Source organism: Paenibacillus sp. J22P90, from assembly GCF_059692195.1.
This window is the reverse complement of the sequence record NZ_JCAUAY010000004.1, coordinates 423,552-437,651: the sequence shown is the minus strand read 5'-3', so window position 1 is coordinate 437,651 and position 14,100 is coordinate 423,552. Positions and strand designations below refer to the sequence as shown.

Below are 14,100 nucleotides of genomic sequence, written 5' to 3'. Positions count from 1 at the left end.
ACTGGCAAAAGGAGGGAACTATCATGAGTCAAACTAACGTAAATGAAACTTTACCGCCAAAAACGTGTTCCATCGATCGACTTGTAACGAAAGAAGCCGAAGTAAGTAAAGTACTTGCTGGCCAAAAAACAGCTTGTCGTCGTAATGGACGTTATGCGGATATCGGTGAAACGATGGACTTGCAGGGCACAGCTTTTACAGTAACCAATGTATACCAACAAGCGCTTGGTGAGCTTACAGCTGAGCATGCAAAAATGGAAGGTCACGAAACTGTAGATGAGTATCGCGACAGCATTCTTGCTATGCACCCTGGTATGCCGTGGCTGCCACAGATGAAAGTCTGGGTACACGAATTCCAAAAAGCAGAATAAAACAAAGAACCGTGTGGATCCTAGATTCACACGGTTTATTCTCATTCCTGATAGAACGGATGATCAATTTGTCTTGGTATGTTGTCATGCTTTATATTCATATTTTTAGCGTTGTGTTAAGCATTGGTCCTTATTTCGTCCTATTTCCGTTACTTGCCCTTATTCGCAGAGCGCCATTCGAGCAGCTTCCTGATTACTTAGAGCCTTTTCGAATTACAGTACGGCTAACGAAGCATGCTGGGCATGTGCTTGTTGTGACAGGCATTATCCTGACTTGGGTCACGGCATGGAGTTGGAAAACCTCCTGGATTGTCGCGACAGTCCTGATCATGGTCGCTTCGTTATACTTCATCGCACGTGCATTCTCACCGCTTCTACGACAGTTGAAGGCCCCCCACGAGGATCGTAATCTACTCGTAAATAAGCTTCGCAAAGCCTTGATCCTGTATGTGATCATTACGCTTGCGATGATGTGGTTCATGGTGTCGAAGCCGATGATCTGGTGATTTTTGTTGAGAGTTTATGGCTTTCTCGCCAGCATCACGACAAAATTATGGGACTTGTAAACACAGTCCACATCCTCGAAGCCGGAGTCGCGAAGCCAGCCAAGCTGCGCATCTAATGGAGCCATTTTATCCAGCTTGGTCCGCTCGTAGGCGGCTTGCAGTGCTTCTTGGGTGAGATCCGTTGCTTCGATCTTAGCGACCCAGTCGGAACGGTATAGGCTATCGAGAAAAGGTGTTTGACCTAACACTTGATCTGCATTCACGAATACCCCACCTGGCTTTAACAGATGAAAAATATGAGCGTACAAAGCTTGTTTATCTGCATCCTCCAAATGATGAATGGATAGGGAAGAGATCACCGCATCGTAAGGTTCGGCATCCTCAAAAGTTGTGTAATCCCCAGCAAGGAATCTCATCTCCGTAGTTTCTGCCTGTTCAAATCTTTCTCTGGCAATGTCCAGCATACCGGTCGATAGATCAATTAAGGTTAATCTCGCTTGTGGGTACATGCGCAGCATATAGGAAGAAAAAAGCCCTGTCCCAGCGCCTAAATCGAGAATACGCGGAGCTTCATGGTCTACTTGGACAAGAGAAGCGGCCGTATTATAAAAATCCTCGAAGCAAGGGATCAGCTTTCTACGCTGGCTATCGTATTTTTGGGCAATTTCATCGAATTTCGTTCCAATGTGATGGTTTGCGGTGTTGTTCATGTGTGGTCAGCTCCATTTCCTATCCTTGGTTAGTGTCTCTGTACACTTAGTGTAAAGGGCAGTTGGTAAAAAATCCAAGAGTTATTCGTGATGGAGTTATAGGTTGAAACTATGAAAGATCAAATTTTTATTGGGGTGAGATTGGCGGATTTAAGTTCTTGTCCTTCTTAACAGTACGTTAATGACCTCTGAGAAAACCAGACCGATGGCAATCGCACCCGAGAGCAAGAAAGCTTTCGCAGCCAACTGAACAGCGACGTCATAGTGATTTTGCACGACATTACGCATCGCATCATAAGCTAGTCCACCAGGAACGAGCGGAATAATCCCGGAAACGCTGAAAACGATGACGGGTGTTTTATATATTTTCGCAAAAAACTGGCTAATAATGGTCACTACAAAGGACGCAATGAGCGTAGCTAAGATGGGATCCAGATACGCTTTTTGAAATGAGAAATAAAGCATCCATCCAATCATTCCTACAAAACCACATTGTACAAGGGTTCTTCTAGGTACATTGAAAATGATGCCGAATGCGGAAGTCGAAATGAAGCTGGTTATGAGCTGTTCGAACATTTCCATATTAGATTAGAACCCCTTCCCTGGATAAAAGGTCAATACAAAGGCGATTCCCGCCCCGATGGCAAAAGCGGTCAAGAAGGCTTCGGCTCCTTTTGAAACGCCAGATACGAAATGGCCTGCCATTAAATCGCGCACCGCATTGGTAATTAGCAGCCCCGGCACGAGCGGCATCACGGAGGCAATAATAATCGTATCGAGATTATGACCGAGCTCTATTTTGACCGTTAAATAGGCAATAAGTCCAATAATGAGCGACGCGAGGAATTCGGCGAAAAATTTGATCGGGACTAACCTGTGGAAGAACGTGATGGAAATCGTGCCCAAGCCACCAGCAAGTAAAGCAGGGAAGAAGTCTGACCACTGACCCTGAAACATAATGAGAAAACAACCGCTCGCAATCGCTGCGGCTAAGGCCTGCAACCATGCGGGATATCTGCGTTTATCGGTGCTTAGGGCTTCAAGCTCTTGATACGCTTCGGTAGGCGAAAGCTCCCCTTGGCTAATTCTGCGTGAAATGGCATTAACCACGGTGACTTTCCGTAAATCCGTTGATCGAGAGGAGATGCGAATGAGTCGTGTTGTTTGTTCTGGTCCGTCGATCGAGAAAATAATGCCAGTTGGCGTAACAAAGCTATGCGAATTCGGAATGCCGAAAGCTTCGGCAACGTGGGTCATCGTATCTTCCACACGGTAGGTTTCGCCACCGTTTTCCAGCATAATTTTACCAGCGAGCAAACACACTTGTGCGATTTCATAATTCGTCGCTGCAGGCTGCGCCATGGGATCCGTATCCTTTCTCCAGTAAAGTAATTGACCTAAGTATAATTCATATTGGGATATTTTGAAAATGAATGAGTCGACGGAATCGGGCTGAGCGGCTGTGTTTATGCTATAATTCCTGGATACATGGGAAGAAATACCATTAGCTAGTTGGAGGGGGCCCGGAAATGAGCTTGTTTATGAAAAAAGACTATTTCTTGACGGACTTGGACGGAACTCTGCTGCGCTCTCATGCGAAACCATCAGATTTTACAGTAAAAGTACTCTCTGAAGCACTTGAGCAGGGAACAGTTATTAGTTATGCGACGGCTCGGAACTATCAGAGTTCACAGGCTGTCGCTTCCGAAATCCCGTGGAAGTATCCGATCGTTTTGTATAATGGTGAGATGTTGTTTGATCCGATTCAGAAGCGGGTACTAGACGGACGTTGGTTGGATAGTGCACGAACGAATGCAATTGTTGCTATGGGGAAAACGTGTGGGTTGACGCCGTTGTTGTTTGCCCTTGATGATCAGGATAACGAGCGTGTCATTCATGAGAAGCTGGTACGCACGGGGGATGTTCAGTTCTATGCAAGTCGGCTCAATGATCCAAGATTTCAAGAGGTTGAGGTGGTTAGCTGTTCCGATTCACTGCGTACGCTGATTCTGACATATATCGGGTTGCTGGACGAGCTTCTACCGCTGAAGGCTGCCGCCCAAGAATTGTTAGGATCTGAGGTTCATATCCAATTGATGAAGGATAATTACATAGAAGGGCACTACTTCCTTGAATTTAGTCATCCAGAAGCCAATAAGCAGATGGGCTTGCGCTTATGGGCGGAGCTTGTTGGTTGTTCGTCCGAAGAGGTGACGGTTTTCGGGGATAACCTGAATGACACGGGGATGTTCCTTAAGGCTGGGCATAAAGTGGCTGTGGCGAACGCGCATCCTGAGATTTTGCTGTTGGCGGATGAAATTGTCGTGAGTAATGATGAGGATGGCGTTGCTGGGTATATAGCTGCTCGATTGGGTGGGTTATTTGCAGATGAGGTCATGTAAGTTGAAAAAGGAGGGTTAGCGATGCCGAGATATGTTGCTATGCTGCGCGGAATTAATGTCAGTGGGCAGAAAATCATTAAAATGGATCGGCTTAGACAGCTATTCGAATCGATGGCGTTTACGAATGTAAGCACTTATATCCAGAGTGGGAATGTCATCTTTAATGCTGAGGAAGAAGACCCAGCGATTGTGCGTGATCGCATCGTCCAAGAGTTGAAGGAACAGCTGACGTTAGACATCCCTGTCATCATCCGTACTCCGGCGGAGTTGCGAGAGGTGGTATCGAGCACGCCGTATCCGACAGTGAATGAAGAAGAAAATGAGCAAAGATACGTTACGTTTCTTGGTGGCACACCGACGGAAGCAGCGCTTGCTAAGTTGAATGCTGCACAGAGTGAAGTGGACGAGTATCAGGTACTTGGTCTAACCGTGTACTTGTTAATTCGTAAAAACTACGGTGAATCCAAGTTCAGCAATAACTTTATTGAGAAGAAGCTAGGCGTTGCCGCAACTACTCGGAATTGGGAAACGGTGAACAAGTTGATTCAGTTGGCGGGGGGAGCGGGGGAGTAACCTCGATTTAACTCGGCAAAATCGGACTAACGTAACTTCGGCGGGAGCTTGTGGAGAGACAAGTCGTGAGGTGGTGGCATATGGAGCTATGCTGGCATTATTTGCATATTCAGTCTGCATGTAGGGGAGGCTTAGGAGATCACACCTTGGACTACTATGTTCAAAATAAGGTAGGCGATCTTCGATGAAGCTTCACATGCAAAAGAATGCACTCGCAGCCTTGCTGCTCGCTTGCCTCTTCCTGGCGTGCTTCGCCGCGCCAGCTAAGGCCAAGCACGGGATCGCGATCCCCGTGCTCAATTATCACAGTATCGGGGTGGACCCCGGGAACACGTACGTGCTCCACCCCGATACGTTCGCGCGCCAAATGGACTATTTGGCCGCGCATCACTACACCCCGATGACGCTGGAAGAGTTCACCAGCGTCATCGAACACAAGCGGCCGTCACCGGCTCACTCCGTGCTGCTCACGTTCGATGACGGCTATGCGAATAATGCGGAGGTGGCGTTGCCTATCCTCCAGCAGCACGGCTTTCCGGCGACATTATACTTGTCGACGGGTCTTATTAACACGCCAGGGTACCTCACCTGGCCGCAAGTCAAACAGCTGAGCGCAGCAGGATGGGATATTGCGTCACACACCGTGACGCACCCGCATCTGCCCGAGCTCAGCAAGAAGGCACAGCGCGCGGAAATACTTGCAGCGCGCGCACGCATTGAGCAAGAGCTGGGGAAACCAGCGGATACGTTCGCTTATCCGTACGGCGAGTACAACCGCACGACGCTGCGTATTTTACGAAAGGCCGGCTTTCGGTACGCCTTCACGACCAAAGACGGCTGGGCTTCATCCGATCAACCGCCACTGGAGCTGCATCGCATCGTCGTAGACAGCCAAAAACCATTCGAAGATTGGGTTCAGCAATTGTCCGAACCGACATCGCCGTAGTATAATCGTGTTTAGAGGTCATAACCACTCTCACTAAAAAATGTCTTTTAAGGAGTCGTACAATGTCAAAAACACTTATTTTCGGACATAAAAATCCGGACACTGATTCAATCACATCCGCAATTGCTTATGCTGCATTGAAAACAAAATTAGGTCAAGAAGTAGAAGCAGTTCGTCTAGGTTCCGTTAACGGCGAAACGCAATTCGCGCTTGATACCTTTAAAGTAGCGGCTCCACGTGAAGTTCAAACCGTTGCGAACGAAGCAGCAAATGTTATCTTGGTCGACCACGTTGAGCGCCAACAAAGCGCTAACGATATCGATCAAGTACGCGTTGTGGAAGTTATTGACCACCACCGTATTGCGAACTTCGAAACGAGCCACCCGCTTTACTACCGTGCGGAGCCGGTTGGTTGCACAGCAACGATTCTAAATAAATTGTACAAAGAAAACGGCGTTTCCATCGATGCTGACATCGCTGGTTTGATGCTTTCTGCTATCATTTCTGATTCCTTGCTATTCAAATCGCCAACTTGCACAGAGCAAGACGTTGCTGCTGCTCGTGAGCTAGCTGCAGTTGCAGGTGTTGACGCTGAAGTTTATGGTCTGAACATGCTAAAAGCTGGCGCAGATCTAAGCGACAAATCCGTTGCACAATTGATTTCTTTGGATGCAAAAGAATTCCAAATGGGCAGCTACAAAACAGAAATCGCACAAGTCAATGCGGTTGATGTGAACGATGTTCTTTCCCAACAAGCTGAAATCGAAACGGCGCTTCAAGCGATCATCGCTGAGAAAAACCTAGATTTGTTCTTGTTCGTTGTAACGGACATTTTGAACAATGATTCCGTAGGTCTTGCTCTTGGACGTAAAGCTGACGCAGTTGAGAAAGCGTACAACGTATCTCTTGTTGACAATAAAGCGGTACTTAAAGGCGTTGTTTCCCGTAAATCACAAATCGTGCCTGTTCTTACAGACATTTTCAACAATCTGTAGGATACATAGCGTATTTTCGAACACCGTTCACTTGATGAGCGGTGTTTTTGGCTATCTCGGTAACTTTTGATATGATAAGAAGATAATTGGAGAAAGAGGTGGCCTTAACATGACAGATAACATTCAAGGTGTTCATTTAGATAAAGCAACATTTGCAGGAGGGTGCTTCTGGTGTATGGTAACGCCGTTCGAGTCACTGCCGGGCATTATTTCCGTTGTTTCCGGTTATATCGGCGGGCATACGAGCAATCCGACGTATGAAGAAGTGTGCTCAGAGACGACGGGGCATGCGGAAGCCGTGCAGATTACTTTTGACCCCGAGCTATATCCCTATGAAAAACTTTTAGACACGTACTGGCGTCAAATTGATCCAACCGATGCGGGTGGACAATTCCATGATCGTGGATCATCGTACCGTACGTCGATTTTTGCCCATAGTGATGAGCAGCTAGCCAAAGCTGAGGCGTCCAAACAAGTGCTGCAGGATAGCGGTCGATTCGATCGTCCAATCGTAACGGAAATCGTTCGGATTGATGCTGAAGCCTTTTACCCAGGGGAAGAGTATCATCAGGATTATCATCATAAAAATCCGCTTCGCTACAAAGCCTACCGCAAAGGGTCAGGACGCGATGCGTATATTTCGCAATATTGGAACACTGCGAAGGATAAAGAAGAGCGTAAGAAAGCTCTAACGCCGATCCAATACGAAGTTACACAAAATAATGCGACTGAGCGTCCATTCCAGAATGAGTTCCATGATCACAAAGAAAAAGGCCTCTACGTTGATATCGTTTCAGGGGAGCCGCTGTTTACCTCTTATGATAAGTTTGACTCCGGATGCGGTTGGCCGAGCTTCACACAGCCATTATTCGAAGGACATGTGAAAGAGCTAACGGACACGAGTCATTTCATGATTCGGACAGAAGTTCGAAGCACGGAGGCGGATTCGCATTTAGGTCACGTTTTTAACGATGGTCCTGGACCCAATGGGCTTCGCTATTGCATCAATTCCGCAGCACTGCGGTTCATTCCTTTAGCGGAAATGGAGAAAGAAGGCTACGGTGCGTATCTACGTTTCTTTGAAGGGAAGCAGTAAGTAGGTAAATCCTCAGCTTTGACGCATATGCTTGATGTATAGAGCGCTGAAGCGGGGGGATATGCCATGGTCGTATCACCAGATCTGCAAGATCTAAGCTATGTCGTGCTGCATGGTGTGAAGTTTTTTGAGTTGGTCGCGGAGCCGGTCATGCAAGAAATTTTACCCGGTGTATTTATCAAAGGATGGGGATACAACGGCAGCATTCCAGGGCCAACGATCCGAGTCTTTCCTGGTGATTGGGTAACTATTCGCGTGCATAATCGGCTGCCGGAGGCTACAAGTGTGCACTGGCATGGGCTTGATGTGCCGAATCGCATGGACGGTGTGCCAGCGGTTGAGCCCTCACCCTATATAGAGAACGGCCAATATTTTGATTATCATTTTCAAATTGTGAACCCTCCAGGTACGCATATGTATCACACGCATGTGGACACGGCGTTTCAAGAGTTGATGGGCTTAGGCGGAGGCTTGATTATCGAAGATCCGTACGAATGCACTGCACAACGGGACTATTTTATTATGCTTCAGGAGTTTCATGTAAAAGGCATGGAAAAAGGTGTCGTGAAAGCAGGTCATTATGAATTGGAGACCATGTCGGATGCTTTTAATTTTTTTACGATGAATGGTCGGTGCTTTCCTCATACAAGCCCGTTACCTGTTCGATATGGGGAGGAAATGCGCATTCGGTTTGGTAATATCGGAATGAACGCACATCCCATTCATTTGCACGGTCATCAGTTCTGGGTCACAGCAGCAGATGGGAACACCATACCGCATTTCAATCGAGAGAGACGGAATACGATACTTGTGCCTAGCGGTGTCACGGTGGATATTGAATTTTCAGCGCAAAATCCTGGCGTTTGGCCGCTGCATTGCCATATGCCGCATCATACATCAAACAATATGACGAAGCCTACGGGCGGTATGTTTACGGTTGTTAAGTATGTGTAGGCGAGAATGGCTAAGATGAATCTGAGTTGCGGCTAGTAGCTGGAAAAGATACAGTTAATTTCACCATATTTGATTAAAAACACTATTTAGATGGATTTCCTACAGCTAATTTTGCCATACTCGACGATTTGGAGATCATCGAGGCAGATTAACTACAGGAAATCCATCTATTTAGATTTTTACGAGGTTTTTTGCGAGGATTAGCTGTAGGAAATACAGTTATTGTCTATTTCAAAGCAATAGCACCATCATTTCTCATACCAAGGGTTCAAATGGATCAACACTTCATCCACATCGCTGTACTGATCCATGATGGATTTCTTAATTGCACGCGAGATGTCATGTCCTTCTTGGATCGTGAGCTCGCCAGGAACAGAGATACGCGCATCAACTAAAATATAGTGTCCGTGCTCTCTCGCCCGAACACGATCAATACGTTTCACCTGAGGAACCGCTTCGATCAAAGCGGTAAATTGCGCAAGCATATGTTGATCGACGGTTTTTTCCATAAGAATATCGAAGGATTCTTTGGCCATCTCAGCACCCAACTTCAAAACCAAGAGGGACACAACAACCCCGGCAGCCGCATCGCCGTATGCCAGCCAGTGAATGTCGGAGGCTTTGCCGACGAACGCCAAACCAATACCGACTACGGCTGCAAGCGAGGCATACACATCAGCTAAATGATCGTGAGCTGTCGCGATCAAGCTTTTGCTGTTTGTATTGCGTCCGATCCGCATGGTGTAGACATAAAGCGCATATTTCCATACCACAGAAACAGCTGAAGCGATCAAGGCGATTAGACTAGGCGCACTCGGTTCATGGAAGAGCGCTGCAACGGAGTGGTACCCGATATAAAGCGCAGCCGTTACAAGGATGAAAGCAACAAAGCCCGAGCCCAGCACTTCGGCTTTACCATGGCCGTACGGATGATCTTCATCCGCCGGGAGCTTGGAAATTCGCATGGCGCTTAGTGCAGCAACTGTTGCGATGATGTCACCAGCGTTATGAACACCGTCAGCGAGTAGTACCTCACTATGAAAAATGAGACCGATAATAATTTTAATAATCGTTAATAAAATGTTACTGATGAGGGAGAGCCAAATGGCCCAAACCGATGACTTGTTGTTAGTATGCATGAATGATGACCTCCTGCAGAAGTGTTTCCCGAAGGAAAAAAAATCCCTCGACCTAAGGTCGGGGGATTGGGCTGGTTTTTTTACCACATAAGAATTTATAAGTTTCCGATGCTCGGAAATACAAATTTTTATTGGCGATAAAAACTACCTTTAAAACGCGGTCGCTCATCTTCGAAGGACTTCGATAGGAGTTTTTATCATGGGAATCTAGTAAACTATCATTATAGGGCATATTCAACACTTCACTTTTCAGAAATATCTTTGTATAATACCACACATAATGAGAAATCACAAACCTCCAAATGTCATGGAAAGGAAGTCGAGACGGCATGCGCGTACATGAATTTAAGATTGTCAAAGATTTAGAGAGAAGCGATTTAACTGGAATTTCTGCGAAATCTTCAATTTTTATCTCGGACATAACACTCGACTTTCAGTTAGAAGAAAAGCATCATAAGGTTGATGTGAAAAGTGTATTAGGTATGCTGCTGGTTCCCATCAAGGCAGGTACGACGCTGCGTTTGCTCACGAGAGGGAAAGATGAGGAAGAGGCCATGCATTTTATTTTTGGGTTATTTCAAATATTTTGCTAAACAGGTGCGCGTATACGCTTACATGCTTGTCCATTAGCAGTGTAGTTGGTGGTTAATTCTCGATGCGTACATATCGAATTGTTGGCGTTGGTTGTGGTGGCATGGCCAATGTGTGGGTTGAAAATATGAAGCAAAGGCAGGCGTGTGAGATCGGAGCACTCGTGGATATTAAAGTAGAGTTCGCGCAAGCGATGGCTGATCGTCATGGGCTGAGCTGTGGTGTGTATACAGATGTTGAGACAGCGATTCGTGAGAATGGCGCCAATCTGGTGCTGGATATCACGATTCCATCGAGTCATTTTGGGGTTGGAAGCACCGCACTGCGTCTCGGATGTGATGTACTGGGCGAGAAACCGATGGCGGCAACGATGGACGAGGCGCGTGCGCTCATTCAAATTGCAGATGAAGCCGGGAAATCGCTGGCTGTTATGCAAAATCGCAGATACGACGCGAATATTCGCGCCTTTCGCGAGGCTCGGTTCCTTACTGGGGCAGACCCTGTTTCGGTGTACTGCCAAGAATTTAACCCTCCCGGCTCCTGGTATGCCGGGAATGCCTCTGCCATCTGCATCTACGAGATGTCAGACGGCTCTGTGTTCTGCTACCGCGGCTCCTAGTGCGCAGAAGGTGCACCGACCTCTTGGGAGGCGTCTTGGCGCGTGACGGGCGAGCAGGGCACCGCTCTGTGGGACGGTGCGGGCGCGCCGTACGCGGAGGTTGCGGATGCCGACACAATCAAGACGGCAAGTTCCTGCGGGAGTTCACGCGCGTGGACGCGAACGTGAACTGGTCGGGTCGCAGCGGCCATGCTGGCTGCTTGGACGAGATGTTCGCGGCGCTGGCCGAAGCCTGCCGCGCGGAGACCGATTGCCGCGACAATATTAAGAGCATGGCGATGGTGTTAGGCGCGCTGGACAGTGCGAAGCTGGGCCAGAAGGTCAATCTGCGTTCGTACTGGAGCAGCATGTGATGCTTGCAAATAAGTGAAAATGCGAAAAAGCATCCTTTTTTATCGAATGAACCCTTATTTGCAAAAATGCTTGCAAATAAGCAATTATTTCTGCCAGTTTGGGCTTTTTCGGGCCAATCTTGCTGAAAAGGATGCTTTTTTGCACTAATTTCGCCACATGGGGCGGTTTTCCGAGAATTAATGTAGTTTTGCAATTTTGCTCGGTTACCTTTAGCATATACGCAAAAAACAAGGAGCTAAGACGGCCTTTGCCGCTTGGCTCCTTGTTTTTTCTAGTGAATATCCTTCTTCTTAAAGCGTCCGCCCTTCACATCGTGAATATTCCCGATGGCAAGAAAGGCTTTAGGATCCAAGTCGTCGACAATGGATTTGAGCTTCGCTTCTTCCAGTCGTGTAATGACGCTGAAGATCACTTTTTTATCATCACCTGTAAAAGCGCCCTCGCCTTTGAGGTACGTGACCCCTCGACCCAGTCGATTCGTTATGGAATCCCCGATTTTCACGTATTCATCGCTGATAATCCAAACGGATTTGGATTGATCAAGACCCTCAATCGTAATATCAATCATTTTAAAAGCAATAAAATAAGCAATCAGTGAATACATCGCCCGATCCCAACCAAACACGAAGCCTGCGCTTGCTAGAATGAAAAAGTTGAAGAACATGACAATTTCGCCAACCGAGAAGGGCATTTTTTTACTAAATAAAATAGCGACAATTTCTGTGCCATCCAGCGACCCGCCTGAGCGTATAACGAGCCCTACGCCAATGCCAAGGATCACTCCGCCAAATACAGCGGCTAATAAAGGATCGATGGTGATCGCTTGAACCGGGTGAAGCAAGGTGGTGCCAATCGACATCAAGATAACTGAGAACGTGGTTGAGATAGCAAAGGTTTTCCCAATTTGCTTATATCCGAGCAACACGAACGGCAGATTGAGTACAACCAGAAAGATACCGATAGGAAAGCCGGATAAATGCGATAGGATAATGGAAATCCCCACGATACCGCCGTCAATAATATGATTCGGAACTAGGAAAATTTCCAAGCCAATCGAAACTAGGATCGTACCGATAATCATAAATAAAATTCTACGGGCAAATTTTAATCTTGTTAGTTTCCGATGCTGTGCATGCGTTTGAGCCTGTTGTTCTTTACCTAATGAAGTAGCCATGAAAGTGTCCTCTTTTCCTCAATCATTCAATTTCGTTACTTAATGAGTAAGAAGGAATGAGGCCCGCATAACGTGAGGTGAATTTGAGGAAGGCAAGCAGGATAACTTTCAGTTTTTTCCAAATAAGACTCGCTAGAAATACGATAAAAACGACAAAAATAGTTATTTCATACTGCTTGTGAAACTGGTCATCTAAATGAATCTTATTTTCATAAACAAGGATGATTTCCTTCGTAGGCGGCTGTTGTTGAACCGTTAAAACCTGTGTGGTATTGGCAGAAATGAGAACATCGGTTTCGGCTGTAGCATGGTTAGCAATAGGGGGAGTTAAAGGAAAGACGAATAGTCCGAGAACCAGCCAGACCATGATTGTCCAACAGCATTTTCGTGAAAAAGGGTGTATGGTTATCCCCTCCAAACAATGTAAATCCAAATTTGCTTGAATTGTAGCACTTCACTACCAATGAGTCAAACTTCAAATTAGTCAAAGTCAGATGTTGGGATTTCCTCGTGTGTAACAGGACCATTTAGGCCTATTTCTGCATACATTAGTAGGATGAAACCTAGCTGATGAGGTGACAATGTGCACGATGTAATCGGAATTCTCCTGGACCGTAAAACGTATCTCGGCATTCTTCGGAACCAAACCGGGTATGAACATATCGCTTATTATAATAAGGCCGCTGCAGAGTTGGAGATGACGCCTTTTTACATGTGTTTAAAAAATGTGAGCGCGAAGTCGGCTCTAGGTTTATGTTATGAAAACAAACAGTATACATTGAAGCGGCTGCCGATCCCAAAGGTCATTCATAACCGAGCGATGACACTTTCCCTTTCGTCAAAAAAGAAATTAAATGAAATCGCGAAGATAAGCCAAGTTTTCAATGGTCAAAATAGACATGATAAGCTCCGTATCCATCGGTTGTTACGCGCAAGCACCGACAGCTCAGCCTTTCTTCCTCCAGCTATGACATACTCACTCGACAAATTGAAGAAGGCTTTGAGCCGATATGGATCTTTCTTTGTGAAACCTACCAATAGTTCAGTGGGAAAAGGTGTACTGAAGGTTACTGCGCTGCCAAATGACATCTGGCAAGTGTGGTGGAGTAAACAAGTAGTGAGGCAGCTTGACTTGCAGCAAGTCATTGATTTTATAGATGAGAAAGTTAGCGGACAATCGTATTTGATTCAAAAAGCAATTCCTCTTGCAATGTACGAGGGGCGTCCCTATGACTTGCGCGTATCTGTACAACGTGGTGACAAAGGAGAATGGGGCGTTACCGGGATAGCAGGGAAGGTTGCTGCGACTGGTCGCCATGTCACCAATTTGGCAAGAGGCGGAGAAGCCAAGATTTGCGAGACGTTGTTTGTAAGTAATGGCTTCGATCCGGTTCTGAAGAGGGAGCAAGTCGAAAAAGCTGCATTACAAATTGCAGAGAGCCTGAGTCAGCAAATTCCCTCGATCTCCGACGTGGGGATGGATATAGGCATCGATGAGCAAGGAGCCATTTGGCTTATCGAAGTGAACGGCAGGGATCAGCGTTATCAATATAAGCATTTGAAATTGAATAAGACATTTTATCGCACGTATGAGACCCCCATGCTATATGCGAAATACTTATTGAGTAAATAGATTCAATCTGGCGTAAAGAAGCAGAAAACCTGCGCCC

17 protein-coding genes and 1 pseudogene are annotated in these 14,100 nt (G+C 46.5%); 11 read left to right on the top strand and 7 right to left on the bottom strand.

The features are described 5' to 3' along the window. The first annotated feature begins 23 nt into the window (after window positions 1-23). On the top strand, window positions 24-371 hold the full coding sequence (locus AC58UX_RS16305; protein ID WP_497254473.1) for an ASCH domain-containing protein: 348 nt from the start codon (window positions 24-26) through the stop codon (window positions 369-371). Window positions 372-457: 86 nt separating this feature from the next. Then, the gene (locus AC58UX_RS16300) at window positions 458-877 is read left to right on the top strand and encodes a hypothetical protein (protein WP_497254471.1); all 420 of its coding nucleotides are present in this window, start codon (window positions 458-460) and stop codon (window positions 875-877) included. A gap of 14 nt (window positions 878-891) precedes the next feature. Here AC58UX_RS16300 and AC58UX_RS16295 read toward each other — a convergent pair whose 3' ends face one another. The 3 genes from AC58UX_RS16295 to AC58UX_RS16285 form a co-directional block, all read right to left on the bottom strand. Next, a complete protein-coding gene (locus AC58UX_RS16295) occupies window positions 892-1,587 on the bottom strand; it encodes a class I SAM-dependent methyltransferase (protein WP_497254469.1) in 696 nt (231 codons plus the stop codon). A gap of 150 nt (window positions 1,588-1,737) precedes the next feature. Then, on the bottom strand, window positions 1,738-2,169 hold the full coding sequence (locus AC58UX_RS16290) for a threonine/serine exporter family protein (protein WP_497254467.1): 432 nt from the start codon (window positions 2,167-2,169) through the stop codon (window positions 1,738-1,740). A gap of 6 nt (window positions 2,170-2,175) precedes the next feature. Continuing rightward, window positions 2,176-2,949 (bottom strand): threonine/serine exporter family protein, encoded by a 774-nt coding sequence (locus AC58UX_RS16285; protein WP_497254465.1) that lies wholly within the window; start codon window positions 2,947-2,949, stop codon window positions 2,176-2,178. 167 nt (window positions 2,950-3,116) lie between these two features. Here AC58UX_RS16285 and AC58UX_RS16280 point away from each other — a divergent pair, with 167 nt between their 5' ends. Together AC58UX_RS16280 and AC58UX_RS16275 are read left to right on the top strand one after the other, a co-directional pair. After that, complete coding sequence (locus tag AC58UX_RS16280; protein WP_497254463.1) at window positions 3,117-3,989, top strand: HAD hydrolase family protein; 873 nt, start codon at window positions 3,117-3,119, stop codon at window positions 3,987-3,989. Between the two features lie 21 nt (window positions 3,990-4,010). Further along, window positions 4,011-4,562: a DUF1697 domain-containing protein gene (locus tag AC58UX_RS16275; protein ID WP_497254461.1), complete on the top strand. Its 552-nt coding sequence runs from the start codon at window positions 4,011-4,013 to the stop codon at window positions 4,560-4,562. A gap of 160 nt (window positions 4,563-4,722) precedes the next feature. Here AC58UX_RS16275 and AC58UX_RS16270 read toward each other — a convergent pair whose 3' ends face one another. After that, window positions 4,723-4,950: a hypothetical protein gene (locus AC58UX_RS16270; protein ID WP_497254904.1), complete on the bottom strand. Its 228-nt coding sequence runs from the start codon at window positions 4,948-4,950 to the stop codon at window positions 4,723-4,725. Here AC58UX_RS16270 and AC58UX_RS16265 point away from each other — a divergent pair. The 4 genes from AC58UX_RS16265 (at window position 4,930) to AC58UX_RS16250 (ending at window position 8,553) form a co-directional block, all read left to right on the top strand. Continuing rightward, on the top strand, window positions 4,930-5,508 hold the full coding sequence (locus AC58UX_RS16265) for a polysaccharide deacetylase family protein (protein ID WP_497254884.1): 579 nt from the start codon (window positions 4,930-4,932) through the stop codon (window positions 5,506-5,508). The genes AC58UX_RS16270 and AC58UX_RS16265 overlap by 21 nt on opposite strands. A 62-nt stretch (window positions 5,509-5,570) precedes the next feature. Continuing rightward, window positions 5,571-6,503, top strand: coding sequence for a manganese-dependent inorganic pyrophosphatase (locus AC58UX_RS16260; protein WP_497254459.1), 933 nt, complete (start codon window positions 5,571-5,573; stop codon window positions 6,501-6,503). Between the two features lie 109 nt (window positions 6,504-6,612). Beyond that, complete coding sequence (msrB, locus tag AC58UX_RS16255; protein WP_497254457.1) at window positions 6,613-7,599, top strand: peptide-methionine (R)-S-oxide reductase MsrB; 987 nt, start codon at window positions 6,613-6,615, stop codon at window positions 7,597-7,599. A gap of 66 nt (window positions 7,600-7,665) precedes the next feature. Next, a complete protein-coding gene (locus AC58UX_RS16250) occupies window positions 7,666-8,553 on the top strand; it encodes a multicopper oxidase family protein (RefSeq protein WP_497254455.1) in 888 nt (295 codons plus the stop codon). Window positions 8,554-8,801: 248 nt separating this feature from the next. Here AC58UX_RS16250 and AC58UX_RS16245 read toward each other — a convergent pair whose 3' ends face one another. After that, entirely contained in the window at window positions 8,802-9,692 is an 891-nt protein-coding gene (locus tag AC58UX_RS16245; protein WP_497254453.1) for a cation diffusion facilitator family transporter, read from the bottom strand. A 329-nt stretch (window positions 9,693-10,021) separates the two neighbouring features. Here AC58UX_RS16245 and AC58UX_RS16240 point away from each other — a divergent pair, with 329 nt between their 5' ends. Beyond that, window positions 10,022-10,285: an HPr family phosphocarrier protein gene (locus AC58UX_RS16240; protein ID WP_497254451.1), complete on the top strand. Its 264-nt coding sequence runs from the start codon at window positions 10,022-10,024 to the stop codon at window positions 10,283-10,285. A gap of 62 nt (window positions 10,286-10,347) precedes the next feature. After that, a pseudogene (locus AC58UX_RS16235) lies at window positions 10,348-11,255 on the top strand (Gfo/Idh/MocA family protein). Between the two features lie 272 nt (window positions 11,256-11,527). Here the strand turns inward: AC58UX_RS16235 and AC58UX_RS16230 are convergent. Together AC58UX_RS16230 and AC58UX_RS16225 are read right to left on the bottom strand one after the other, a co-directional pair. Continuing rightward, the gene (locus AC58UX_RS16230) at window positions 11,528-12,337 is read right to left on the bottom strand and encodes a YitT family protein (protein WP_497254882.1); all 810 of its coding nucleotides are present in this window, start codon (window positions 12,335-12,337) and stop codon (window positions 11,528-11,530) included. Window positions 12,338-12,452: 115 nt separating this feature from the next. Beyond that, window positions 12,453-12,797, bottom strand: coding sequence for a hypothetical protein (locus tag AC58UX_RS16225; RefSeq protein ID WP_497254449.1), 345 nt, complete (start codon window positions 12,795-12,797; stop codon window positions 12,453-12,455). A 216-nt stretch (window positions 12,798-13,013) separates the two neighbouring features. Between AC58UX_RS16225 and AC58UX_RS16220 the strand changes: the two genes are divergently transcribed. Next, a complete protein-coding gene (locus AC58UX_RS16220; protein WP_497254447.1) occupies window positions 13,014-14,063 on the top strand; it encodes a YheC/YheD family endospore coat-associated protein in 1,050 nt (349 codons plus the stop codon). Window positions 14,064-14,100 lie beyond the last annotated feature (37 nt).